Here is a 24188-nt window from a genome sequence, read left to right as displayed (position 1 = left end):
CATGCAGCAGCGCGCGATGAGCACGACGACGCCGGACCCACTCCGGCGCTGACCTGCTGACCACTTTTTCGCAGACCGCCCCGGAGCAGTGCTCCGGGGCGGTCTCGCGTCTCTGGCGGCGGTGCTCCGGGCTTCACCCCAGGAGCACACCCATGAACCTCGACCCCGCTGACCGTCTCGGGCTTCGCCTCGACCATCGAGACCTCAACCGCGACCTCGACATCTTCGCCACCGATCCGCTGGCCGGGTCCGGGCTGCCGCTGTGGCTGCCCGACGGGGCGGTGGTCTTCGCCGAGCTGGAACGGCTGGCCGCCGAGCTGGCCGCGGCCGACGGCTGCGTACCCATCAAGACCCCGGTCCTCGGCAAACGGGCCCTGTTCGAGCGCTCGGGCCACTGGGCGAAGTTCGCCGACGACATGTTCCCGCCGATGGCCGTGGGGTCGGACGCAGCGGGGGAGGAGCTGGTGCTCCGCCCCGCGAACTGTCCTCACCATGCGCTGGTCTATCGCGCGCGCCCGCACTCCTACCGCGAGCTCCCGATCCGGCTCCATGAGCTCGCCCCGATGTTTCGTGCGGAACGTTCCGGGGTGCTGTCCGGACTGAGCCGGGTCCGTCAGATCAACCTCGACGACACCCACGTCTTCTGCCGCCCCGACCAGGTCGCCGATGAGGCGGCGAAAGCGCTGCGGTCGGCACTGAAGGCCCAGGAGATCCTCGGCCTGCGGGGCGACTACGTACGTCTCTCCCTGCGGGACTCCTCGCCGGCCTACCTGGGCTCCGCCGAGCAGTGGCGCGGCGCCGAGGAGGCACTGAGAAAGGCGGCCTCGGAGGCTGGTGTCGGGGTCGTCGAGGCGCCGGGCGAGGCCGCCTTCTACGGGCCGAAGCTCGACCTCCAGGTCATCGACCCGCGTGGCCACGAGGAGACCATCGCCACCGTCCAGGTCGACTTCAACCAGCCGGAGCGCTTCGACCTGACCTATGACGATGCCGACGGCTCGCGGAAGCGGGTCGTGATGGTCCACCGCGGCACCGTCGGCTCCATGGAGCGCGTCGCCGCTGCGGTGCTCGAGCGCTATCAGGGTCGGCTCCCGCTGTGGCTGGCCCCGACCCAGGTCGCCATCCTCCCGGTCTCTCCGGGCCAGGATGCGGCTGCGCAGGCGCTCGTCGACGCGCTTGTTGCCGAAGGCCTTCGCCCGCGCCTGGATCCAGATGGCTCTCTGGGCGCCCGGATCCGTGAGTCCCGGCGTCGGCGCGAGCCGCTGATCGCGGTCATCGGTCCTGCCGAGGCGGAAGCGGGTGAGGTGCAGGTACGCGACGTCGGAGCCGGTGTCGAGGGGCGGGTCCCTGTCGCTGGTCTGGTGGGGGCGGTGAAGGAGGCGTACGTGACTCGGGCTGCTTCTTTGGCATGGTGAGAGAACTGCACACCGCATGGCTCTATCGCACATCCGGTCAGCGTGCGGCGATAGCGCATAGGCAACCTGCAGCAACCGTGGCACCATCGAACGCATGACCGTGCCGGAGGTCCTGCGGCCCTACGTCACCTCGCTGGTCGCCTACGACGTCGACTTCGGGGCGCCGGGGGTGCACCGCGGGATGCCGTCGACCGAGATCACGTTCGTGCTGTCGGTCGACGACCCCTTGGTCACGTCCTGGGGGAGCGGGGCCGAGCCGGTGACGGCCTGGTCGATGGTCTCGGGGCTGCACACCCGGCCGGCGACGATCCATCACCAGGGCTATCAGCGCGGCGTACAGCTGGGGCTGACCACCGCCGGGGTGCGGGCGCTGTTCGGGATGCCGGCAGCGGCCTGGCACGGCGAGCTGCTGGACCTCGACGAGGTGGCGTGTCCTGGCGGCGTACGGCATCTTCCGGAGCAGCTGGCCGGTGCCGACCCGCGGCGGTGGGAATGGCTGGTCGTGAGGAGCCTGGTCGCGGCGTTGGCGCGACACGGCGAGCCCGGGCCGAGGGCGGAGGTGGGGCGGGCGCTGGCACTGCTGACCGGGGGCGCGGGGGTGCAGGAGGTGGCCGACGACGTCGGCTACAGCCGCCGGAGGATCAGCGACCTGGTCCGTGCCGAGACCGGGGTCGCGCCGAAGCAGTTCCAGCGGCTGGCGCGCTTCGACCGGTCCCGTGGCCTCATCGGCCGGATGCCGCTGGCGCGGGCGGCCACCGCCTGTGGCTATGCCGACCAGGCGCACCTGACCCGCGAGTGGCGGGAGTTCGCGGGGTGCACGCCGACGACCTGGCTGCGGGAGGAGTTCCCATTCGTTCAAGACCTCGCCGATGCGTCTGAGCAAGGCTGAGGTCATGAGTGAAGCAGCGAAGGTGAAGTACTGGCAGTGCATGGCGTTCCACGACGCCGAGGCGATGATGACGTGGCTGAGCGCGATCGGGTTCGTCGAGCACGCGACCTACCGCGAGGGCGGCGTCGTCCACCACGCGGAGTGGCTCTGGCCCGAGGGCGGTGGCCTGATGTTCGGGCAGGTCCGAGAGGGCGGCGGTGTCGGATCGCCTGGAGGCGCCAACGCCTACCTCGTCACCGAGGACCCCGACAGCGTCTTCGACAAGGCGCTCGCCGCCGGCGCCACCGTGGACCGGCCGATGGTCGACCAGGACTACGGTGGCCGCGGCGGGAGCGTCGTCGACCCGGAAGGCAACCACTGGTCCTTCGGGAGCTATCAGCCGTCCTGACGGCACGGGCTCGGCGTGCCGTTCGCCGTCATCGGTTCCGGGCCGATGCCTGGTCGGGGAGGCCGAGCTCGTCGAGCGCCCGCGAGAGCACGCCCATCAGCTCGACCGCGTCTCGAAGCCGCTCCTCGCCGAGGTTCTCGGCGAGGAGTCGGGCGTACGCAGCATGGCCGGGGCCGATCCTGGCGACGGCGTCGCGCCCGGCATCGGTGGCGGAGAGCAGCTTCGCCCGCTGGTGGGCCGGGTTCGGCTGATACTCGGCCAGCCCCTGGGCGACCAGGAGATCGGCGATGCGCTGGACGCTCTGCCGGGTGATGCCCATGGTCCGGGCGATCTCGGAGACCGTCGCAGGCGCGGAGAGCACCGCGCCGAGCACCTGCCAACGGGCAGCGGTCAGCCCGGAGGGTGCCGCCAGCTGCTCGGCGACCGCGAGGAACTGGCCGTTGAGGCGGAAGCTGGTGATCGCGGCGTTCGAGAGCAGCTCCTGCTCGGCGCTGCTCACTGGACCGCCATCAGCTCGTAGAAGCCCTGCGGGTCGTTGTCGCGATACAGCTTCAGCCAGGACTCGAGCACGCTCGGCTCGTAGAGGCCGAGCGTGCTGAAGATCTCGGCGGCGAAGTCGACCGGCCGGGTCGCGGTCGCGGTGATCAGGCCGCTGTCGGTGACGGCCGTCCGCTCGGTGTCGTAGCGTTCGGCGCCGCGGTAGCCGCTCATCGCGAGGTAGCGCGGATCGTTGCTGGTGTGCCTACGCTCGTCGAGCAGCCCGGCGGCAGCCAGCGCGTAGGTGGCACCGCAGATCGCGGCCACCGGCGTCCCTGCGTCGAGGAAACGCCGTGCCAGGTCGACGAACGGTGCGGTGGCGTCCGCGGAGTGCCAGATGTCGGAACCCGGCAGGATCAACATCGCGCTGTCGGCCGGGTCGACCTGGTCGACGGTGACATCCGGGGCGACGCGGAGGCCACCCATGGTGGTGACGGATTCGTCGGTGAGTCCGACCGTGACCACCTGGTAGCGACCCGGCTGGGCCTGCCAGTCGGGCTTGTTGATGTGTGCGGTGGCATGGCCGGTCTCCCAGTCGGACATGGATTCCGGAACGGCCAGGTGGACGGCGAGCGGTGTGGTCGAAAACATGACAGCAGTCTGTCATATTGACAGCATCCTGTCAAAGAATTGCTCGATGCTGCCTATGGTCCTGCATAGCGCTATCGCACACAAGGGTCGCCGACCGCGCCATCGCACAGCCCGCCGGGGACGAGGTGGTCCGTCTCACGGCGTCCGCGAGCGCGGCCTCGACCGGCCCGGTCTCGTAGCCTTGGACCCATGACCAACCCCCGAGCGCTGCACGGCCCCGTCGAGATCGTCGGGGTCGGCCTGCTCGGCACCTCCGTGGCGCTGGCCTGCGCGGCGGCAGGGCTCGAGGTGCTGCTGAGCGACTCGGTCGCCAGCCACGTTCGCACTGCCTCAGGCCTCGGGGCAGGCCGACGCCGCAAGCCCGGTGACGCGCCGCAGCTCGTCGTCGTCGCGGTCCCGCCGGCGCACCTCGGTGAGGTGATCACCCGCTCGCTGGCCGACAACCCGGATGCGGTCGTCACCGATGTCGGCAGCGTGAAGGCGTCGCCGCTGGCCTACGTGCGCGAGCACAGTCCCGCAGACGTACGCCGCTATGTCGGAGGGCACCCGATGGCCGGGAGCGAGCGCTCCGGTCCGTTGGCCGCGACCGCGACGCTCTTCGAAGGGCGTCCCTGGGCGGTCACCCCGCACGCGGAGGCCGATCCGAGCGCCACCGAGCTCGTCGAGCAGCTGGCCTCGCTGTGCGGTGCGGTCCCGCTGACCCTCACCCCCGACGACCATGACCAGGCCGTCGCCCGCACCTCCCACGTACCGCACCTGATGGCGGCCCTCGTGGCGGGCCGGCTCGCGGTGGCGCCGGAAGGGCACCTCGGCCTCAGCGGCCAGGGGGTGCGCGACGTGACCCGGGTGGCCGCCGGCGACCCGGGCCTCTACGGCCAGATCGTCGCCGGCAACGCGCGCGCGGTCACCGACCTGCTGACCGAGGTGCGCGCCCAGCTCGACGAGATGATCGCGGCCGTCGGCAGCGGCGACGCGGCCGCGCTCGACGTGCTCCTCAAGGAAGGGCAAGCCGGCACCCGGGCCATCCCCGGCAAGCACGGCCGACCGCAGACGGCCCAGGCGACCGTCTATGTCACGGTCCCCGACGAGCCCGGCAACCTGGCCCGGCTCTTCGCCGACGCGGGGGAGAGCGGCGTCAACATCGAGGACGTACGCATCGACCACGACCCGGGTCGTCCGGTCGGTGTCATGGAGCTGATCGTGGCGGCCGACGCGGCCGATCGGATGCAAGATGTTCTGGAGTCTCGGGGTTGGGTCGCTCACCGGTAGGCTCCCGCCCGTGAGCAGCAGCAACCCCACCACCGACCCCGCCCGCCTCGTCATCGCCGTCGACGGCACCTCCGGCTCCGGGAAGTCGAGCACCTCGCGCGGGGTCGCCGACCGCCTCGGGATGCGCTACCTCGACACCGGTGCGATGTATCGGGCGATGACCTGGTGGATGCTCAGCAACGACGTCGACGTGCACGACGCCGACGCGGTCGCGGCTGCGGCCGGCAAGCCGGTGATCACCTCCGGCACCGACCCGCTCGGTCCCACGATCGCCCTCGACGGGGCCGACGTCTCGGTCGAGATCCGCAGCGACCGCGTCAACGGCGCCGTCTCCCCGGTCGCGACGGTCCCCGAGGTCCGCGCGCGCCTGGTCGCGCTGCAGCAGCAGGAGATCCGGCAGGCGCTCGCCGCCGGGTCGGGCATCGTCGTCGAAGGCCGTGACATCGGCACCGCGGTGTGGCCCGAGGCCGAGCTGAAGCTGTACGTCACCGCCGACCCCGCCGCCCGCGCCGCGCGTCGCGCGGCCGAGGAGGGTGGCACCGACGCGGAGGCCGTCCGGGCGTCGTTGGAGAACCGCGACAAGATCGACTCCACCCAGGGCGGCGCGGCGGTTCCGGAAGGCGCCACCCACATCGACACCACGCCCTACACGCTGGAGGAGGTCATCGACCTCGTCGTCGACCTCGCCGAGAAGGCGGGGGAGTGAGCGCGAGTCCGCTCGCGGGCGCACCCCGCACCGACCTTCCGCGCACCGATGGGGTCCCGCACCCCACCCGGTGGCCGCTCAACCATCTCAACGGCCCGTCGCGCTGGCTGATCCGGCGCCGCTACGACGTACGGCTGCACGAGACCGGCAACATCCCGACGACCGGGCCGGTCGTCTTCGCCTCCAACCACATCGGCATCATCGACGGCCCGCTGCTGGCGATCTTCACGCCCCGGCCGGTGCACGCGCTGACCAAGCTGGAGATGTTCGAGCACTGGTTCCTCGGGCCGTTCCTGCGCTGGGCGGGACAGATCCCGCTCTACCGGTTCGGCAGCGACCCGGCGGCGGTGAAGATGGCGCTGAAGGTGCTGCGCGAGGGCAACGCCATGGGGATCTATCCCGAGGGCACCCGCGGCGCGGGCGACCTGGCTCATTTCAACCGCGGTGCTGCCTACCTCGCCCTCGCCTCGGGCGCTCCGGTGGTGCCGGTGACCATGATCGGCAGCCGCGACCCGGGGGGCGGGGTCTCGTCGCTGCCGCACAAAGGTGCCCGCATCGACATCGTCTATGGTGAGCCTTTCCCGGTCGAGCGCGTAGGCTGGCCGCGTACCAGGGAACAAGTCGGGCATGTCTCGGGTTTGATCCAGAAGCACATGCAGGTCCAGCTGGACCATGCCTTGGCGTTGACCGGTCGCGAGCTGCCCGGTCCGCTACCTACCGAGGAGAACAATGACTGACCCCGACGTTCCCGTGTCGATGTACACAGCCGAGGGCGTGCGAGACACCACCGAGTCCGACGAGACGGCCCCGCAGGGGCCTCTGCCGGTGCTGGCGGTCGTCGGCCGCCCGAACGTCGGGAAGTCGACCCTGGTCAACCGGATCATCGGCCGCCGCGAGGCGGTCGTCCAAGACGTCCCCGGTGTGACCCGCGACCGCGTCTCCTACGACGCCGACTGGAACGGCAAGGCCTTCACGCTGGTCGACACCGGCGGCTGGGACCCGGACGCCCAGGGTCTGGCCGAGCGGATCGCGGCCCAGGCCGAGATCGCGGTGTCCCTGGCCGACGCCGTCCTCTTCGTCGTCGACGCGACGGTGGGCATCACCGACGCCGACGAGGCGGTCGTGCGCATCCTGCGCAAGTCCGGCAAGCCGGTCGTCCTGGCCGCCAACAAGGTCGACGACCTGCGCACCGAGGCGGAGGCGGCCGCACTGTGGAACCTCGGGCTCGGTGAGCCCTGGCCGGTCTCCGCGCTGCACGGTCGCGGCTCGGGCGACATGCTCGACGCGATCCTCGAGGTGCTCCCCGACCCGCCTCCGCTCCCCGAGGGCACCGAGATCGGGGGCCCGCGCCGGATCGCCCTGGTCGGCAAGCCCAACGTCGGCAAGTCGAGCCTGCTCAACAAGCTGGCCAAGGAGGAGCGGGCGGTCGTCGACAACGTCGCCGGCACCACCGTCGACCCGGTCGACGAGCTGATCGAGCTCGGCGGCCGCGAGTGGCGCTTCATCGACACCGCGGGCATCCGCAAGCGGGTCAAGGAGTCGAGCGGCCACGAATACTACGCGTCGCTGCGCACCACCACCGCGATCGACCGGGCCGAGGTGGCCGTGCTGGTCCTCGACGGCGGGGAGAAGATCTCCGAGCAGGACATCCGCATCCTGCAGACCGTCCGCGAGGCCGGTCGCGCGCTGGTGATCGCCTTCAACAAGTGGGACCTCGTCGACGAGGACCGCCGCTGGCAGCTCGACCGTGAGATCGAGCGCGAGCTCGTCCAGGTGCAGTGGGCCCCGCGGATCAACATCACCGCGCGCACCGGCTGGCACGTCGACCGCCTGGTCCCGGCGCTCGACAAGGCGCTCGAGGGCTGGGAGACGCGGATCGGCACCGGGGCGCTCAACTCGTTCCTCGGCCGCCTCGTCGCCGAGCACCCGCACCCGGTCCGCTCCGGCAAGCAGCCGAAGATCCTCTTCGCCACCCAGCCCTCGACCGCTCCGCCGACGTTCATCCTGTTCACCAGCGGCAAGCTCGACCAGGGCTACGAGCGCTACATCGAGCGCCGGCTGCGCGAGGAGTTCGGTTTCGTCGGCACCCCGATCGTGCTGCAGCAGCGGGTGCGGGAGAAGCGCAAGCGCTAGTCCGTTTCCGGGGTGGAGGGCAGCTGGCCGTCCACCCCGGACTGCACCCAGCCGTTGTTCGCGGCGTGCCATCCCAGCTGCATCCGGGTCTCGACACCCGCCAGGTCCAGCAGGGCCCGCACCCGTCGCTGCACCGTACGCAGCGACATCCCGAGCTGCTTGGCGACGGCCTGGTCGGTGAGCCCGGCGAGCAGCAGTCCGAGGACCTGCGCGTCCTCGTCGTCGACCTTGTCAGCGACGTCCCCGGTGAGCCCGGAGGTCCCGACCAGCATCAGCGTCGCCTGGTCCCAGATGTTCTCGAAGAGGGCGATCAACGCGTCGAGCAGCGTGCTCTCCCGCACCAGCAGGGCTCCGACCACATCTCCCGACGACGTCAGCGGCATCAACGCGAGCCGACGGTCGACGATGACGAGCTTGAGCGGCACCTCGTCGGTGAACCGGACCTCCTCCCCGGCCTCGGTGGCCTCGATCGCCTCGTCGACGGTCACGTCGTGGCTCTCGAGCATGCTGCGCTCCACGACGACGCGATACTTCACGCCCCGCTCGACCGCCTTGTGCTCGGCCGAGTTCTCCTGGCTGGAGGTCACGATCACGGGCGGGCGGACGAAGGCGTCGACCCGTTCGCGGGCCCCGAGCTGGACCTGCTCGAACCGGTGCCGGACGGCGTCCTCGCCGTGGATGACGTCGACGACATCGGTGGGTCCGCGACCGGCGGCCGCCAGCCGGTAGGCCTCATCGAGGCGGCTGAGCTCGATCTCCGCTTGCCGCACGTCGTCCTGCTGCCGGGCGAGCAGCGCGCCGAGCGCGATCGCGGGCGGAGCGGCGGCGAAGCGCCGCTCGTCGCCGGTGATCCGCGCGGCCAGGCCGTGCTCCTCGAGCCGGCGCAGCAGCAGCTGGGCCTCTCCCGGCGAGGTCCCGAAGGCGCTGAGCGCGGCAGCGAACTCGGCCGCGGTGGCGGAGGGTATGGCGATGAGCTCGCTGTAGGCGAGAGTCTCATCAGGGGTCAGACCGAGCACGTTGCCGAGCATGGCACTTCTGCGACACGCAGTGGACTTCCTGGCGTTGACGGAGTCGCGCCATGCCGTAAAACCGCCACGACATCGCTCTTGTCGCCTGTCGCACCGCATTGACATGGTCCATCTCCATGAGACCCCCAACCAGATCCGGCTTATCCGCCGCAACCAAGGCCGTCGTGGCAGCTGCCGCGGCCACCGCTCTGGCCGCCACCGTGGCCAGCAGCGCCCACGCGACCCCAGGCGCCGACCCCACGCCTGAGGGCCCCCGGACCGACGCCGGCCGCACCACGGCCGGCACGGCACCACGTACGCCCGCCCTCGAGGACGGCCGGACCACGATCACCCTCGTGACCGGCGATGTCATCGACGTGACCGCCACCGACGACGGCGTCCTGACCCTCGGGCTCGACGCCGCTGCCACCGCGGTCGAGACCCAGCAGGTGGGTGGCCACGTCTACGCGACCCCGGCCTCCGCCAAGCCCTTCCTGGCCGCGGGGACCCTGGACCGTCGGCTGTTCGACGTCACCGCGCTCCTGGAGATGCGGTACGACGACGAGACCGTCGAGGCCACCCCGCTCATCCTGGAGCAGGCCACCACCCGCGCGAAGGCGGCGAAGCTGCCGGGGGCGGAGCGTACGCTCGACCTGCCGAGCATCGACGCCGATGCCGTGGCGCTGAGCAAGAAGAAGTCGACCGCGTTCTGGTCGGCCGTGACAGCCGCTGGCACGAGCGCGCACACCGCGAGGCCGGACGCCGGCAAGCTCGCAGGTGGCGTCGAGAAGATCTGGCTCGACGGCAAGGCCGAGACGACCCTGGACCGCAGCACCGCCCAGATCGGCGCGCCCGAGGCGTGGGCGGCGGGCTTCGACGGCAAGGGTGCGACGGTGGCGGTCCTCGACACCGGCATCGACGCCACTCACCCCGACGTCGCCGACCAGGTCGACGAGGCGAAGTCGTTCGTCCCGGGGGAGGAGGCCACCAGCGACGTGCACGGCCACGGTACGCACGTGGCCTCGACGGTCCTCGGCACCGGCTCCGCCAGCGACGGTCTCTACCAGGGCGTCGCCCCGGGTGCCGACCTGCTGGTCGGCAGGGTGCTCGACAACGCCGGCTACGGCCAGGACTCCTGGATCATCGCCGGCATGGAGTGGGGCGCGGCCAACGCCGACATCGTCTCGATGAGCCTCGGTGACTCCAGCCTCAACGACGGCACCGACCCGATGGCGCAGGCGCTCAACGCGCTGAGCGAGGAGACCGGCGCGCTGTTCGTCGTCGCGGCCGGCAACAGCTACGCCGAGGGTTCGCTCGGCAGCCCGGGGACCGCCGACGCCGCCCTCACCGTCGGAGCCGTCGACGACGACGACGTACGTGCCGACTTCTCCAGCTACGGCCCGCGGGTCGGCGACCACGCGATCAAGCCTGACCTGACCGCGCCCGGCGTCGGCATCCTCGCGGCCCGTTCCCAGCAGTCGTCGGGCGAGGGCTGGTACCGCTCGATGAACGGCACCTCGATGGCCACCCCGCACGTCGCGGGGGCCGCCGCCATCGTGAAGGGAGCCAAACCGGACCTCACCGGTGAGGAGCTCAAGAACGCGCTGGTCTCCTCGGCGGCGGACATCGACGCACCGGCGTACGAGGTCGGCACCGGTCGACTCGACGTGCCCGCCGCGCTCGACGGCGTGGACGGGTCCGGCGATGGGTTCCTCGGCTTCTACGGCTGGCCGCACGACGGCGACGAGCCGGCCGACGGCACCATCACCTACACCAACTCCACCGACGCCGACGTGACGCTCGCACTGAGCACGGACGTCGTCGGGCCGGACGGCAAGGCGAGCGATCTCGTCTCGCTCTCGACCGACAAGGTGGTCGTCCCGGCCGGCGGCAGCGCCGAGGTCACGATCTCGGCTGACGCCGACGACGCCCCGTCCGCAGGCAAGTACAGCGGCGCCGTCGTCGCGACCGATGCTTCCGGCGAGGTGACGGTGCGCACCGCGACTGCACTGGTCAAGGAGGAGGAGCGGTACGCGCTCGACATCTCCGCCCTGGACCGGTCCGGGAAGCCCACCGGCGGCTTCGTCGACTTCTACCGCTACGGCGACCAGTTCGTCAGCACCCTGCCGATCGACCCGGAGACGGGCACGGTGGCGACCCAGCGTCTGCAGCCCGGCACCTACTCGGCCACGGCGTTCCTCGACGTCGCCGGCTCCCAGGGCCCCGGCTCGACCGGCGTCGCTCTGGTCGGCGACCCGCAGGTCGTCATCACCGACCAGGACCGGTCACTCGTCCTCGACGCGCGCCAGGCCGACGAGCTCACCCTGAAGACGCCCAAGGACAGCGAGGTCACCTACCGCCGGTTCCAGTTCTTCAACGACTCCGGCATCGGCGGGCTCTACGCGACCTTCGGCGCCACCTACGCGGTCCCGGTCGACGTGGACTCGATCTACGCCGAGGCCACCGGCCCCGTCGAGAGCGCCGAGTTCGACTTCGCCGTACGCTGGCGGGCGACCGAGCCGGCACTGGACGTGACTGCGCGGAGCCCGCGGCCGGTCGGCTTCGACCCGGTCTACCAGCTCGGCTCGACCAAGCTCGACGGCCGGGTCGCGCTGCGGGCTGTCACCGCGGGCACGGGCACCACGGCTGACTACGAGGGCGTCGAGGCCAAGGGCCGGGCCGTCCTGGTGACCAGGGACGACGCGGTCACCGCCGAGGAGCGGGAGGCGGCCGCCCAGGCCGCCGGCGCTGCTCTGCTCGTCGTCGTCAACGACCGACCCGGCCCGCTGGTCGGCATCGCCACCCAGGACGATGTGCCAGTCGTGTCGGTCCGGTCCGAGCAGGGAGTGAAGCTCCTGGCGGCAGCGGACAAGGGTCGGCTGACCCTGGAGGGCAAGGCCGTGGAGTTCCCGTCCTACCTCTACGACGTCTCCAAGAGCTGGCCCGGTGAGATCCCGGCCGAGCTGGCACTGGCCCCGACCGCCAAGCAGCTCGCCACGGTGACGAGCCGTTACACCGACACCGAGAAGCGGCTCGCCGTCGACGACCGCGCCGACTGTCGCGACTACCAGTGGCCGCCGTGCCTCAGCGTCCCGGCGCTGCAGCCTACGGCCACCGAGCGGACCGACTACGTCTCGACCTACGACGACGTCACCTGGTACGAGGGTGTGGTCCACGAGAGCGGCTGGGAGCAGCGAGGCGTGCGCCAGGCGTACGAGCCGCGCAGCACCACGGTGCGCAACTGGTTCGCGCCGGTGGTTGCGCCCCGCACGGGCGACGGCTACTGGGGACCGCGGCACAGCGGCGACTGGTTCGCCGTGAACGTCCCCGACTCCAGCGGGCCGGGCGGCATCACCGGCGGGTTCCCGTGGGGCGAGACCCCGGTGACCTCCCGCCTCTTCCAGGGCGACACCCTGGTGCGTGAGAGCATCAGCCACGCGGTCCAGACAGCCGTTCCCGAGGTCGCGGGCCCGCAGACGTACCGGTTCGAGATCGACACCGACGCGGCCGACGACACCCACCGCTACTCGACCAGCACGCGTACGTCCTGGACGTTCGTCGCCGACCAGGCGGACCCCGTCCCGTCCGGCGAGCAGGGTGCGGCGTTGCCGCTGATCCAGCTCGACTACGACGTGGACACGGCGCTGGACGGAACGGTGCGCGCAGGATCCGAGGTCCCGTTCGCGGTGCTGCCCTACACCGTGCCCGGAGCGAAGCGTGCCGGCTCGGTGAGCGGTGCGACTCTCGAGGTCAGCTATGACGGCGGCTCGACCTGGGCTCCGGCGAAGCTGCGCAAGGACGGCGACCGTTGGGAGACGCGCCTGCGGATCCCGGCGCGGGGGGCCGCCCTGGTGTCGCTGCGGGCCACCGCCCGTGACGACGCCGGCAACTCGGTGACCCAGAAGATCGTCTCGGCGTTCGGCGTCGCGCGCTAGCAGACCGGACGGAACAGGCCCGCAGGTCACCGACGGGTGACCTGCGGGCCTGACGCACGTCCTAGGCTGCGGATCCGTCCGCGGCGGACTCGGCGGGCGAGGTCTCCAAGCGCTCGAGCACGCCCTGGTAGAGCTTGGTCAACGCGGCGACCTCCTCGGGCGTGAACGCGTCGAACATGACGTGGCGGATCAGCTTCACGTGCTCGGGGGCGGCAGCCTCGATCGCCTCGAGCCCGGCCGGGGTGAGGTCGACGAAGGCGCCGCGTCGGTCGTCGAGGCACTCGCGACGCTCCACGAGGCCACGTGCGGCCATCCGCATCACCTGACGCGAGAGCCGGCTCTTCTCCCACTGGAGCTTGTCACCGAGCTCGTACATCCGCAGCGAGCGGTCCGGGACGTCGGTCAGGTTGACCAGGACGTCGTAGTCGGCGAGGGAGAGCCCGTTCTTGGCCTGGAGGTCGCGATTCATCCGTGCGGTGAGCTGTGCGTTGACGGCGAGCCAGGCACGCCACGCGACCTGCTCGTCGTTGCTGAGCCACTTGACCTCGTCCATGAGGAATACCTTACCGACTCCCCGCCGCGGGTCGGTGCCTGCCGTGCTAAGCGGTTGATGTAGAAACTAGACTGGTCCCTGGCGTCATTCTTCGGGATCTGAAGAGTCAGGGCAGGGAGAGCACGATGAGCATCGACACGGACTCCATCACGAAGGATCGTGAGCGGATCAAGAAGGAATACCTCCGCGAGGAGGGAGCCAGACCGGCCAGCACGGCTCGCGGGATCCATCACACCGCGCTGCTCTCCTCGGACGTACGCCGCTCGATCGACTTCTACCAGGGGCTCCTGGAGTTCCCGCTGACGGAGATCTTCGAGAACCGCGACTACGCCGGTTCCGACCACTTCTTCTTCGACGTCGGCGCCGGCAACCTGCTCGCGTTCTTCACGCTCCCCGGGCTCGACCTCGGGGACTATGCGGAGGTCCTCGGCGGACTGCACCACATCGCGATCTCGGTGACCCGGGAGACGTGGGACTACCTGCGCGCCAAGCTCGACGACGCGGAGGTCGACTACATCGTCGAGTCGAAGTCGTCGATCTACTTCAAGGGCCCCGACGGGGAGCGGCTCGAGCTTCTCGCCGACCCGCTGGGTGAGATGTACGGCACCAAGGTGCTCTGAACGGTCCGCCGGGACGGGTCGTCGACCCGTCCCGCCGGCCATCACGGACGGTCGAACGGATCCTCGGGCACCTCGAGCTCGAGCTGCTCCTCATAGACCTGCTCCTCGGCCCGTCGGTCGGCCAGCCACGCCGTCAGCGCCACGACGACCAGCTGTGAGCGGGACTCCGCGGCCATCTCGTGGACCATGGCGTCCAGCACGTCGACGTTGGTCGCGAGCAGGCGCAGCGGCATCGTGACGTACGGGTCCTCGAGGCGCTTCGGCTTCGGGACGTTGCGCATGAAGGTGCCGTCGGAGACCGGCCTGGTCTTCTCCCGCAGAGCTGCCTGGTGGGCGCGCAGGAGGACCGGGAGCCGGGGACGGGTCGCCGCGACGGCGTCGAGCATCACATCGACGAGGGAGCGCGGGACCTCCTGGCTGTAGGTCTTCCACTGGGCCGCCAGGGATGCCGGCACGGAGAGGCTGATCGCCTGCACCGGCATCCCCTGGCGTCGCCCGGCACCTTCGCGCTTGGACTTGGTCCGGTGGGCCGGAGCGCCCTTGCGGGAGATCGGGTCGAGCTTGCTGGGCGGGACCGTGGTGGACGGGGCGGTGTTGGACGGGGCTGTGTTGGATGGGGAAGGTGTATCCGACACGGTGAGCTCCTGTGGTGGGTGTGATCCATGTGTCAGGAGTGATTGTGTCGGACGGCACCGACAGTTTCGCGACAGCCTGCGTCAGATGACCAGGCTCAGCGCCAGGACGAACGCCAGGCCGGACACGGAGAGCACCGTCTCCATCAGCGACCAGGACTTGATGGTCTGGCCGACGTCGAGGCCGAAGTACTCCTTGACCAGCCAGAACCCGGCGTCGTTGACGTGCGAGAAGAACACCGAGCCGGCGCCGACGGCGAGCACCACGAGCGAGACCTCGGCTGCCGGCATACCGGCCACGAGGTCGACGACCAGCGACGACGCCGTGATCGTGGCGACCGTGGCGGACCCGGTTGCGAGCCTGATGAGCACTGCGAGCACCCACGCCAGCAGGATGGCCGAGACGCCGGAGCCCTGCGCCCACTCGGCGAGCTGGGTCCCGATGCCGGTGTCGATCAGCGACTGCTTGAACCCGCCGCCCGCGGCGACGATGAGCACGATGCCTGCGATCGGCGGCAGCGACTGCTCGATGGTCTTGGCGATCCCGCGACGGTCCATCCCGGAGCCGCGCCCGAGGGTGAACATGGCGACGAGGACGGCGATGGTCAGCGCGACGAGCGGGTAGCCGATCACGTCGAAGACCTGCTGGACCTGGTTGGCGGGGTCGTTGATGACGATGTCGACGATCGCCTTGGCGAGCATCAGCACCAGCGGCAGCAGGACGCTGAAGAGGGTGATGCCGAACGAGGGGCGCCGGGCGTCGGTCGAGTCTGCCGTCACCGGAGCGGCGTCGAACGTGTGCGGCGCGTCGACGACGACCCAGCGGCCCGCGAGCTTTCCGAACAGCGGCCCGCTGACGATGATGACCGGGATGGAGACGAGTACGCCGAGCGCGAGCGTCGTGCCCAGGTCGGCCTCCAGCGCCCCGATCGCGGCGAGCGGGCCCGGGTGTGGCGGCACCAGGCCGTGCATGGCGGAGAGGCCCGCCAGGGTCGGGATCCCGACGGTGATCAGGGAGACCTGCGCGCGCCGGGCGACCAGGTAGATGACCGGCATCAGCAGCACCAGGCCGATCTCGAAGAACATCGGCAGGCCGATGATCGCGCCGACGAGCGCCATCGCCCAGGGGAGCGTACGCACCGAGGACCGCCCGACGATCGTGTCGACGATCTGGTCCGCACCGCCCGAGTCGGCCAGCAGCTTGGCGAACATCGCGCCCAGCGCGATCAGCAGGCCGACGCTGGTGGCGGTCGCCCCGAAGCCGTTGCCGAAGGACGTGATCACGTCCATCACGTTCCGGCCGGAGAGCACGCCGACGGCGACGCCCCCGAGCAGCAGCGCGAGGAACGGGTGCAGCTTCGCGTAGGTGATGAGGACGACGATCAGCGCGATCGAGGCCACTGCTGCGGCCAGGAGCACGCCTCCTGAAGCGACCGGTGCGACCGGCTCGGTCGCGGCGGCGAGGATGTTCATACGGATTCCTTGGTGAGGTTCGAAGTGGGGGTCACCGTGGCGAGGTAGCTGTCGACGATCGCGTCGACGTCCTGGTCGATGTCGATCGTGGTGCCCTGCTCATCGGGAGCGAGCGGCTCGAGGGTGGCGAACTGTGAGCGCAGCAGCGCCGGCGGCATGAAGTGCCCTGCCCGTGCGGCGAGGCGAGCCTCGATCACCTCGAGGCTGCCGCTCAGGTGGAGCAGGTGGAGGCCGTGGGCGCGGCTGTGGAGCAGGTCGCGGTAGCTGCGCTTGAGCGCCGAGCAGCTGAGTACGGCACCGGTGTCCTCGTGCTCGGCCAGCCAGTCACCGAGCGACTCCAGCCACGGGCGTCGGTCGTGGTCATCGAGCGGACGGCCCGATGACATCTTCGCGATGTTCTCCGGCGGGTGGAAGTCGTCGGCGTCGGCGAACGGGAGCCGCAGACGCTGGGCGATGACCGCGCCGACGGTGGACTTGCCGGAGCCGGAGACTCCCATGACGAGGAGGAGAGGGTTGTGTGCCACGCGTCACAGCGTGCATCAAAAGGCATCCGTTACGCAAGCGCAACGATCAAACGGATTCTGATTGCCGGGATCGTGAGATGTGGGACGATGCCGCCGTGACGACTTCCAGCGGTGATGGCGTACATCGTCTGCATCAGAGCGTCCGGGACGCCCTCGGCCGCAAGATCGTCTCCGGGGAGCTCGCGGCCGGAGCGGTTCTCACCCTGGAAGGGATCCAGGCGACGTACGACGTCTCGCGCCCCATCGCCCGCGAGTCCGTGCGCGTGCTCCAGGCCATGGGCATGGTCGCGACCCGCCGACGTGTCGGCATCACCGTCCTGCCCCGCCAGGAGTGGAACGTCTTCGACCCGCTCGTCATCCGCTGGCGGCTCGACGGCGAAGGCCGGCGCGAGCAGCTGCTGTCACTCTCCGAGCTGCGGCGCGGCTTCGAGCCGATCGCCGCCCGCCTGGCCGCCGAGCGCGCCGCCCCCGAACATCACGGCGCCCTCGCCCGGTCGGTCGCCGACATGGTCGTCCACGCGTCTGCCGGTGACCTCGAGGCCTACCTCGAGGCCGACACCACCTTCCACCGCGTCCTCCTCAACGCCTGCGGCAACGAGATGCTCGCCGCCTTCGGCGACCTCGTCGCCGAGCTCCTCGCCGGGCGTACGCACCACCACCTGATGCCCGCGACGCCCAACCCGACCGCGATCGAGCTGCACGAGAAAGTCGCTCTCTGCGTGCGCAGCGGCGATCCCGCCGGGGCCGAGGAAGCCATGCGCGCCATCATCGACGAGGCCGCCGAAGCCCTCGCGTCTGCCGGCGACCCGCCGTAGGGGTACCGATTGGAGGCCGCGCGGCACTGTGCGGTAATGTTCGGATCGCTTCGAGGGGAGTCATCCACTCGCAGTTTCGGGCTGTGGCGCAGCTTGGTAGCGCACTTGACTGGGGGTCAAGGGGCCGCAGGTTCAAATCCTGTCAGCCCGACAGATTCGCCCCTGACCTGCATCGCAGGTCAGGGGCGATTTTTGTGTCTGTCCGCGAGGGTCACCACGTTGCCCGTCGGAGTCGCGGTCCGTCCGGCTGTCTTCCGTCGAGTGCGGGTCTACGCGGGACTTCAGTCGCAGCAGCCGTCCTCACGTGGCGAACTCGTCGACCGCAGTCAGTACCCGGCGGTCAAAGACTCGGCGCTGACCGGCGAGTTCCTCCCCGGTTGGCGCTTCACCGACGACGAGGTTCCCCAGGTCGTCCACCGACTGAGGCTGGTCCTCGGCATCCGGAAGCACTGCGACGGCAGACTTCGCGAACCCGCAGTAGTAGGCGATGCCCTCGCTCAGCTGAGCCTCCAGAAGGTCGACCATGGGCGCGACGATCGGGTCCTCGGCTGTGGCGCCGGCGAGCCCGAGCCACAGAATGCGTTTCCCTGCCAGCCGCGGGGCGCTGCGACCGTAGGCGAACCCGTAGTTCCACACGCGGTCGATCCATCCTTTGAGGAGCGCCGGCGTGCTCTGCCAGTAGATGGGGAAGACCACGACCAGCAGGTCGGCGGCGAGGACTCGTTCCATGTGCTGCTGCACCTGCATCGAGTATGTCTTGTCCCGGTTGGCCCAGTCGGGCTCGTCCTCGACCGTCATCCTGGGGTCGAATCCCTCGGCGCGCAGGTCGAGGACATCAATCTCATGCTCGGCCGCGCGGAGTCGTACGGCGACCAGGTCGGCGACGTGCGCGGTTCGTGAGTCGGGTCGGTGATGCGCGAGGACGACGAGCGTTCGTGTGGAAGCCATGAGATCAGTACATCGCGATGTATGTAGACGATCCATGGGTTTAAGGCTCCGATCGATAGGGATTCGTCTACGTTTTGGCCATGGATCCATTGAGCTCGCTCCTGTCAGGCATCCGTGCTGAAGGCTCCGTCGTGACCTCGGCCGTGCTGAGCACGCCGTGGTCCATCCGTTTTGTGGACGAGGCGGTTCTGACGATGGTCACGGTGCTGCGTGGCGGCGGGGTGCTTCACCTCCCCGACGGAGACAAACGGAGGGTGAGGCCGGGCGAGACCGCTGTCGTACGCGGTCCTGCTCCGTTCCTGCTCGCCGACGGTGCCGACGTTGTCGATGACCCCGCAACGAGCTACGAGGTCGCCTGCTTCCTGTGCGAGGACGAGGACCACTACGCGGCGCCATCAACCCACGAGGACGCGACGACCCTCGTGGTCGGCGTATACCGAACGGTGGGTCATCGATCGCACAGGGTTCTCGACACGCTTCCGACAGTGCTGATCGTCCAGGAGGAGCCCGGTGTCTGCGACTGGATGGAATCGGTGGCCTGTGACGCCGCGAACCATCGACCTGGATCGCAGGCGCTCATGGACCGGATGCTCGACTGGGCCCTGGTGTGCACGCTGCGTACCTGGTTCGAACGGGTTGGCGCCGAGGCGCCGGCGTGGTACCGCGGGCTGGCGGACCCGGTGGTCGGACCAGCCCTCGATGCGGTCCACCGCCGACCGAACGAGGGATGGACGGTGGCTCGGATGGCGGCCGAGGCGGGCGTGTCTCGAGCGCTGTTCGCGCGCCGATTCCGCGAGGTCGTCGGCCGTCCTCCCCTGACGTACGTCACCGAGCATCGCCTCGACGAGGCATCCGACCTTCTGCTGAGTACGGACCTGGGCGTCGCGCAGATCGCCAAGGCGGTCGGGTACGCCGACTCGTTCGGGTTCAGCGCGGCATTCAAACGGGTCCGCGGCAGCAGTCCCACCGCGTTCAGACGCTCATTGTCAGCCTCGAAGCCCGTGTCCGCCTGAGCCGAGACATCACCTGACACCGATGGCCGCACTGGGGCCGAGGAAGCGTGAAGCGCATCATCCATCCCGGTCAGAACAGCGTGTGAATGCCTGTTCGTCGGCCCAAGGCCGTAGGTGAGCACAGCTAGAAGCTGAGCGACCGGGCACTTCCAGACCGCTGAATCACCCGACGTGGGTGAGAAGAGGCGGATCGGACGGCTCTAGGCTGCGAGCGATTCACGACTGGAAGAGGCGGAGCCTGCGATGGGAATCTTGCGCGCACGACGACACCACGACCCAGACATGCGTCGTCGGTTCCGGATGAGACAGCAAGCGGCATCGGTCGGCGACGACTCCTGGATCCGGGACCGACACGGTTGTCGCCCCCGAGCCGTGGACGGCCTGAAGGTCGTGACGGTCCGCGAGTCCGAACCGGCGAAGTCATGACCGAGGGTCGGCAGAGCAGCAAGAGGCTTCTCGGCCGAGTCGCCGGGGCGGTCACGGAAAGGGTCGTCGTCACCGTCGATCCCGATATCGTCCTGGAGCACGTCGACCTCAATGCGCTGCTCAGCCGGGTGGACCTCGACGCGGTCCTGGCGCGGGTCGATATGGATGCGTTGCTCGCGCGGGTCGATCTCAACACGCTTCTCGCCGACGTGGACCTGGACGCGCTGCTGAGGAATGTCGATCTCGAGGCGCTCGTACGCCGCTCCGGCATCCCCGACATCGTCGCGGAGAGCACCTACTCGATGGCTGGTTCAGCCCTCGACCTCGCGCGGCGACAATTGGTGGGACTCGATGTCATCGTCGATCGAATCGTGGACCGGCTGATGCGACGGAGCGCGGACGAGCGACGGGAAGGGCCGCTCAGTCTGGTTGCGGCCAGGGGAGAGGCGCACGACACCGGAACGGCAGCGCGATGACCCGCCGGATGCGCCGCTCAGTGTCCGGACACTATGCGGGAGCGATCAGCAGGGCAGCGGCCGCTGCCATCGACGGCCTTCTCATCGCCGGCCTCTACACCCTGGGCGTCGCCGGGCTCGGCTTCCTGCTGGAGACGTTCACGTCCCTATCGTTCACCGGCGACCGCTCGACCCTGCTCGGGCTCTCTGCCTTCGTGGCCTGGGCCTTCTTCTACGTCTTCATCAGCCTCGCCATCAGCGGACAGACGATCGGGAAGGGGCTGGCCGGACTGCGCGTCGTACGTGCCGACGGCACTGCGCCAGGGGTGCGAACCATGTTCGTCAGGACGCTCGTGTTCCCGCTCAGTGTGATGTTCTTCGGGATCGGCCTGCTCTTGATCGTGGTGCAGCGTGAACATCGTTCTCTCCACGACTTGATCGCCAAGACCTGCGTCGTCTACGACTGGGGTGACCGGAGCGCTGAGATGCCGGGGCCGCTCTCGGACTTCCTCAACCGCGCCGAATCCGGCCTTCCACAGCCCTGACGATGCTGCAGGTAGCAGGTGGCGACCGGTCGTGTCGTCGCTTGCCCCGCGGACCGCGCGAGCTGGTGCTTGACCATCGGCTCGAGCGCGTATTGAATCGGCTCTATACGGAGCAGAAGTGCGCGAAGCTGGCGAACGACGTGTTCGCCACGCTCCAAGGGAAGAAGCGCTGACGTCGGCGCCGTGGTGAGAGGGTAGCGATTCTTCAGTACCCGGTCTCTCGCATGACCTGCGCCCGCTCGGATGGATGGGTGCCGTCCTTCTCGTCCAGGGTCGCGCAGGCGTCGGCGAGGTCGCGGTTGAGCCGCTCGACCTGCTCGCGACTCATCGTCTCCTTGAGTGCAGGAGTTCATCAGCCGAGTAGGCGCTTCTTGGCCTGGTGAAACTCGTCGTCGGTCAGCAGGCCTTGTTTCTTGAGTGCCGCGAGCCGTTCGAGTTGATCGACGAGCAGGCCTCCGGCATTGGCATCGTCAGCCGCAGGCTGTGCCGGTGAAGGCGGTTCAGGGACTGGTTCGGGAGTCGGGGTTTCGACCTCGTCGGCTGGGATAGGCGCGTGCTTTCGGAAAGGAATGTCGACAGGCTGGGACGGCCTGCGCACGACGGTGCCGCGGTTCTTGGTCGCCTTGGCTGAGAACGGGGATGCGGCTGGCACCGCCGGTCGCGTCGCCGTTGCGGCTGTGGTCGTTGGCTCGCCGACAGTAGCTGGCCCGCTCCTGTCCGGCTGCGCGGGGTGAAGATCGGTCCAACGCGCCCGGTCGCCACGGCTGCAGTCGTATTGGACGAAGCGGTCTCGTTTGATCACGAGCACGTACCCACGGGCGCGCAGGACGAACGCTCCAGGAGTCTTCCTGCTCATCGCGTACGTGCCGCCTTCCAAAAGCGCCCGTAGGAGAACCTCCAGATCGAGCTTCGCGGTCTCGTCATTGACGATGGGGTGGATCCGTTTGTACTGGTCGATGACATGCTGCGTCACCGACACCTTGTCAGGGTCGACGTCGAGATGGAGGCGGTCGAGGTCGGGCTGCCCAGGCACTGGAGGTATGGAGGCTTGCTCCATGGTCTTGCGACGGTAGACGATCTTCGACGGGGCGAGGGCGCCGTCACGGACGGTGAGCGCCTGGACGTGGTCGGCATTTTCGACGATGAGGTCGAGGCAGCCCTCGGTGCCGTCGGTCTCGGTGAGGTCTTCCGCAGTGTTCATGGCATAGACGACGATGAACGTCGCTTTGCGCCCGTCGCGCTTGAGGCGTAGCACCCTGCCCATGCGTTGGATCATCTGGCGTCGAGACTTGGACCCTCCCGTGACGATGGCGAGATCGATGTCCGGGACGTCGATGCCTTCATCGAGCACGGTAGGAGCGACTAGGGCCTTCAGCCCGCCGGCCTTAAGGCGGAGGAGTCGCTCCTTGCGTTCGGTACGCGTGAGGTTGCTGTGGACCGCCGCAGCCCTTACGTCTTGCTCTGCCAGAACCGACGCGAGGTCTTCTGCCATGTCGACGCGACGGGTGAAGACAATCGCGCCCTTCGAGTCGCGGACTGTCGGCGTGAGCACTTCCATCGCGTTGAGCTTGTTCCACGCGCCAGTCATCACGTCGATTCGTTCCGAGAACGCCTTCAGGTAGCGGCGTGCCGCGTCGCAGAGGGTCGGGTCATCGTCATCATCGGCGGCCTGCTGAACCTCGTGCAGGAACATACCGAACGGCTCGGGGCACAGCCCTGCGGACAGCAGCTTGAGACGGGCATCCTTCAACGCATCGTCGGCCTCGTCGTATTGGTGGCGTTCGGCTGGGGTCAGTTCCACGCCAAGGAGCTTGACGTCGTAGCGCGCGACGATGCCGTCATCGATCGCGCGGCCGAAGCCAATCTTGAAGACCGGTTGCCCGCCGAAGTACGCCAACAGCGCGTCGAGACCGTCATCGTTGCGCTCCAAGGTCGCGGTCAGCCCGAGCCGCCGGCGGTACGACGAATGCAACGCCTTACCCCACTGGCCAGCGCCGTAGCGGTGACACTCGTCGGCAATGAGCAGCACCTTGCCGTCGGGGCGGGTCGGTGGTGCCAGGTAGAGCGACTGCACCGTGCCGACGATGACCTGGTTGGTGCTCAGCGTCGCGGTTCGGCCGTCTCCGATCGCCCCGACATCACGGATGCCGTGCTCACGCATCGTCTTGACCCACTGGTCGACCAGGTCGATGGTCGGCACCACCACGACGACGCTGTAGTCGTCGCCGATCGCCTCCCGCGCCGCTTCGACCCCCACGCGTGACTTGCCCGTGCCCGTGACCGCCTCGATAACTCCATGGCGTCCGTGATCGCTCCATGCATTGAGCGCCTCGCACTGCCACTTTCGCAGCAGGGAGCTCGCCTCAGGCGCGCATGCTTGCCAGTCAGGGGCGGGTCGCAGGGCTTCGACGAGCCAATCCGAGCCCTCGGCTGTCAGACGAACGCGGCCGTGACTGTCGACAGCGAGAAACTCGCCTCCAACCTCGCTTGCCTGGAATCCGTGCGCTGCCGCGCAGGTCGTCTGATCGATCTCGTGTTCAACCTGCGTCCAGAGGAGAGAGTGGTCTGCCTCCACTCGACTCAGCAACTGACGTAGTCGGCTTCGACATGTTCCAGAGAGAGAAGACGTGGGGGTGATGGTCGGTTCGTTACGTGAAGCGTCCGGGCCGCGCACAGCCGTTGTTCCTATCAAAAATGTGGCCGACAGTTCGCCCAGTCGTGGATGCGCCGGACTCGACCAAGGTGAAGCTCGCAACGGCACCGCGACTGGTTCTTTACTCTCGCTGCCCCGTGGGACACACGTGCATGGGACCGCTGCGCGATACCCAATTGTGAGGATGGCCCTCATGTTCTTGTCTGGCCGGGCGCACACTCCCGGAACGCTAAATGCCTGGCCACTCGGGCCAGAGCACGATTACTTCGGGCTGTACGTTCTCGATAGAAGCAGGGACCGGTTGGTGGAATGGCGCGATCCCCCACGAGCCGCCGCGGTTCCGCCGCCTGAACCGGCCATCGACAGGTGAGCATGCATCGGCGACGAGCCGACGTCTCGGTGAGTTGGTGGTTGAGTTGGTGATCGTGATCGTCGGCGGGGTCGCGGAGAGGAGCCGGTCGACCACGAGAGGGAGGACAGCACGTCGGTGGTGCGGACGGTGTCGTCCAGCGGGACGTCGATCGCACTGCGCTCCAGGAGTGTGAGCGGACGGTCGAGCACTGTCTCAGACCGCGCGCCGAGGAGATGGGACTGCTGCAGGATCTGGTGACAGATTGGGTCACGCAGCCTGAGTGGCTGGTGTGGTCATGATTGTCTCGTACTC

Annotated in this window: 23 protein-coding genes and 1 tRNA gene; 14 read left to right on the top strand and 10 right to left on the bottom strand. The window is 69.1% G+C overall.

The genetic code is table 11. From position 1 onward, the window contains the following. Window positions 1-152: 152 nt before the first annotated feature. From thrS to WBG06_RS25305, 3 genes are all read left to right on the top strand, one after another. A complete protein-coding gene (gene thrS, locus WBG06_RS25315; RefSeq protein ID WP_336740417.1) occupies window positions 153-1412 on the top strand; it encodes a threonine--tRNA ligase in 1260 nt (419 codons plus the stop codon). A 94-nt stretch (window positions 1413-1506) separates the two neighbouring features. After that, entirely contained in the window at window positions 1507-2301 is a 795-nt protein-coding gene (locus tag WBG06_RS25310) for a helix-turn-helix domain-containing protein (protein ID WP_336740415.1), read from the top strand. A gap of 4 nt (window positions 2302-2305) precedes the next feature. Further along, window positions 2306-2689 carry a VOC family protein gene (locus tag WBG06_RS25305; protein WP_336740412.1) on the top strand — a complete coding sequence of 128 codons (384 nt, stop codon included), beginning with the start codon at window positions 2306-2308 and terminating at the stop codon, window positions 2687-2689. Window positions 2690-2717: 28 nt separating this feature from the next. Here the strand turns inward: WBG06_RS25305 and WBG06_RS25300 are convergent, their stop codons facing one another. Next, window positions 2718-3188: a MarR family winged helix-turn-helix transcriptional regulator gene (locus WBG06_RS25300; RefSeq protein ID WP_336740410.1), complete on the bottom strand. Its 471-nt coding sequence runs from the start codon at window positions 3186-3188 to the stop codon at window positions 2718-2720. Next, window positions 3185-3817, bottom strand: a complete 633-nt coding sequence (locus WBG06_RS25295; protein WP_336740409.1) for a type 1 glutamine amidotransferase family protein — start codon at window positions 3815-3817, stop codon at window positions 3185-3187. The genes WBG06_RS25300 and WBG06_RS25295 overlap by 4 nt, the downstream gene beginning before the upstream one ends. Window positions 3818-4006: 189 nt before the next feature. Between WBG06_RS25295 and WBG06_RS25290 the strand changes: the two genes are divergently transcribed. The 4 genes from WBG06_RS25290 to der are packed head-to-tail and all read left to right on the top strand — an operon-like array spanning window position 4007 to window position 7925. Next, window positions 4007-5086 (top strand): prephenate dehydrogenase, encoded by a 1080-nt coding sequence (locus tag WBG06_RS25290; RefSeq protein ID WP_336740407.1) that lies wholly within the window; start codon window positions 4007-4009, stop codon window positions 5084-5086. A 10-nt stretch (window positions 5087-5096) separates the two neighbouring features. Further along, window positions 5097-5792, top strand: coding sequence for a (d)CMP kinase (gene cmk, locus WBG06_RS25285; RefSeq protein WP_336740405.1), 696 nt, complete (start codon window positions 5097-5099; stop codon window positions 5790-5792). Continuing rightward, window positions 5789-6529: a lysophospholipid acyltransferase family protein gene (locus tag WBG06_RS25280; protein WP_336740403.1), complete on the top strand. Its 741-nt coding sequence runs from the start codon at window positions 5789-5791 to the stop codon at window positions 6527-6529. The genes cmk and WBG06_RS25280 overlap by 4 nt, the downstream gene beginning before the upstream one ends. A gap of 19 nt (window positions 6530-6548) precedes the next feature. Further along, window positions 6549-7925 carry a ribosome biogenesis GTPase Der gene (der, locus tag WBG06_RS25275; protein ID WP_336740509.1) on the top strand — a complete coding sequence of 459 codons (1377 nt, stop codon included), beginning with the start codon at window positions 6549-6551 and terminating at the stop codon, window positions 7923-7925. Here the strand turns inward: der and WBG06_RS25270 are convergent. Beyond that, complete coding sequence (locus WBG06_RS25270) at window positions 7922-8953, bottom strand: DUF7436 family protein (protein ID WP_336740401.1); 1032 nt, start codon at window positions 8951-8953, stop codon at window positions 7922-7924. The genes der and WBG06_RS25270 overlap by 4 nt on opposite strands. A 164-nt stretch (window positions 8954-9117) precedes the next feature. On the opposite strand from WBG06_RS25270, the gene WBG06_RS25265 reads away from it, so the two are divergent. Beyond that, window positions 9118-12867, top strand: coding sequence for a S8 family peptidase (locus WBG06_RS25265; RefSeq protein WP_336740399.1), 3750 nt, complete (start codon window positions 9118-9120; stop codon window positions 12865-12867). Between the two features lie 61 nt (window positions 12868-12928). Here the strand turns inward: WBG06_RS25265 and WBG06_RS25260 are convergent, their stop codons facing one another. Continuing rightward, window positions 12929-13420 carry a MarR family winged helix-turn-helix transcriptional regulator gene (locus tag WBG06_RS25260; protein WP_336740397.1) on the bottom strand — a complete coding sequence of 164 codons (492 nt, stop codon included), beginning with the start codon at window positions 13418-13420 and terminating at the stop codon, window positions 12929-12931. A gap of 125 nt (window positions 13421-13545) precedes the next feature. Between WBG06_RS25260 and WBG06_RS25255 the strand changes: the two genes are divergently transcribed. Beyond that, window positions 13546-14040: a VOC family protein gene (locus tag WBG06_RS25255; RefSeq protein WP_336740395.1), complete on the top strand. Its 495-nt coding sequence runs from the start codon at window positions 13546-13548 to the stop codon at window positions 14038-14040. 41 nt (window positions 14041-14081) lie between these two features. Here the strand turns inward: WBG06_RS25255 and WBG06_RS25250 are convergent, their stop codons facing one another. The 3 genes from WBG06_RS25250 to WBG06_RS25240 form a co-directional block, all read right to left on the bottom strand. Then, the gene (locus WBG06_RS25250) at window positions 14082-14675 is read right to left on the bottom strand and encodes a hypothetical protein (RefSeq protein ID WP_336740394.1); all 594 of its coding nucleotides are present in this window, start codon (window positions 14673-14675) and stop codon (window positions 14082-14084) included. 81 nt (window positions 14676-14756) lie between these two features. Next, window positions 14757-16145: a GntP family permease gene (locus tag WBG06_RS25245; RefSeq protein WP_336740392.1), complete on the bottom strand. Its 1389-nt coding sequence runs from the start codon at window positions 16143-16145 to the stop codon at window positions 14757-14759. Further along, the gene (locus tag WBG06_RS25240) at window positions 16142-16669 is read right to left on the bottom strand and encodes a gluconokinase (protein WP_442945506.1); all 528 of its coding nucleotides are present in this window, start codon (window positions 16667-16669) and stop codon (window positions 16142-16144) included. Before WBG06_RS25240 ends, WBG06_RS25245 begins: the two co-directional genes overlap by 4 nt. A 95-nt stretch (window positions 16670-16764) precedes the next feature. Between WBG06_RS25240 and WBG06_RS25235 the strand changes: the two genes are divergently transcribed. Next, window positions 16765-17484 (top strand): FadR/GntR family transcriptional regulator, encoded by a 720-nt coding sequence (locus WBG06_RS25235; RefSeq protein WP_336740390.1) that lies wholly within the window; start codon window positions 16765-16767, stop codon window positions 17482-17484. Window positions 17485-17561: 77 nt separating this feature from the next. Beyond that, window positions 17562-17635, top strand: a tRNA-Pro gene (locus tag WBG06_RS25230). Window positions 17636-17784: 149 nt separating this feature from the next. On the opposite strand, the gene WBG06_RS25225 is transcribed toward WBG06_RS25230, so the two are convergent. Beyond that, window positions 17785-18432, bottom strand: coding sequence for an NAD(P)H oxidoreductase (locus tag WBG06_RS25225; RefSeq protein WP_336740389.1), 648 nt, complete (start codon window positions 18430-18432; stop codon window positions 17785-17787). Window positions 18433-18512: 80 nt separating this feature from the next. Here WBG06_RS25225 and WBG06_RS25220 point away from each other — a divergent pair, with 80 nt between their 5' ends. From WBG06_RS25220 to WBG06_RS25210, 3 genes are all read left to right on the top strand, one after another. Beyond that, complete coding sequence (locus WBG06_RS25220) at window positions 18513-19445, top strand: AraC family transcriptional regulator (protein WP_336740387.1); 933 nt, start codon at window positions 18513-18515, stop codon at window positions 19443-19445. A gap of 422 nt (window positions 19446-19867) precedes the next feature. Next, window positions 19868-20347, top strand: a complete 480-nt coding sequence (locus tag WBG06_RS25215; RefSeq protein WP_336740386.1) for a hypothetical protein — start codon at window positions 19868-19870, stop codon at window positions 20345-20347. Window positions 20348-20367: 20 nt separating this feature from the next. Next, window positions 20368-20871, top strand: coding sequence for an RDD family protein (locus tag WBG06_RS25210; RefSeq protein WP_336740384.1), 504 nt, complete (start codon window positions 20368-20370; stop codon window positions 20869-20871). A 205-nt stretch (window positions 20872-21076) separates the two neighbouring features. Here the strand turns inward: WBG06_RS25210 and WBG06_RS25205 are convergent, their stop codons facing one another. Both WBG06_RS25205 and WBG06_RS25200 read right to left on the bottom strand, forming a co-directional pair. After that, the gene (locus WBG06_RS25205; protein ID WP_336740382.1) at window positions 21077-21199 is read right to left on the bottom strand and encodes a hypothetical protein; all 123 of its coding nucleotides are present in this window, start codon (window positions 21197-21199) and stop codon (window positions 21077-21079) included. Window positions 21200-21223: 24 nt separating this feature from the next. Next, window positions 21224-23446 carry a DEAD/DEAH box helicase family protein gene (locus tag WBG06_RS25200; RefSeq protein WP_336740380.1) on the bottom strand — a complete coding sequence of 741 codons (2223 nt, stop codon included), beginning with the start codon at window positions 23444-23446 and terminating at the stop codon, window positions 21224-21226. Window positions 23447-24188: the final 742 nt, after the last annotated feature.

The sequence above is a fragment of the Nocardioides sp. CCNWLW239 genome, from assembly GCF_037137035.1.
In the GTDB taxonomy this organism is placed as follows: domain Bacteria; phylum Actinomycetota; class Actinomycetes; order Propionibacteriales; family Nocardioidaceae; genus Nocardioides.
The sequence above is the reverse complement of the archived record's forward strand: the minus strand, read 5'-3'. Positions and strand labels throughout refer to the sequence as shown.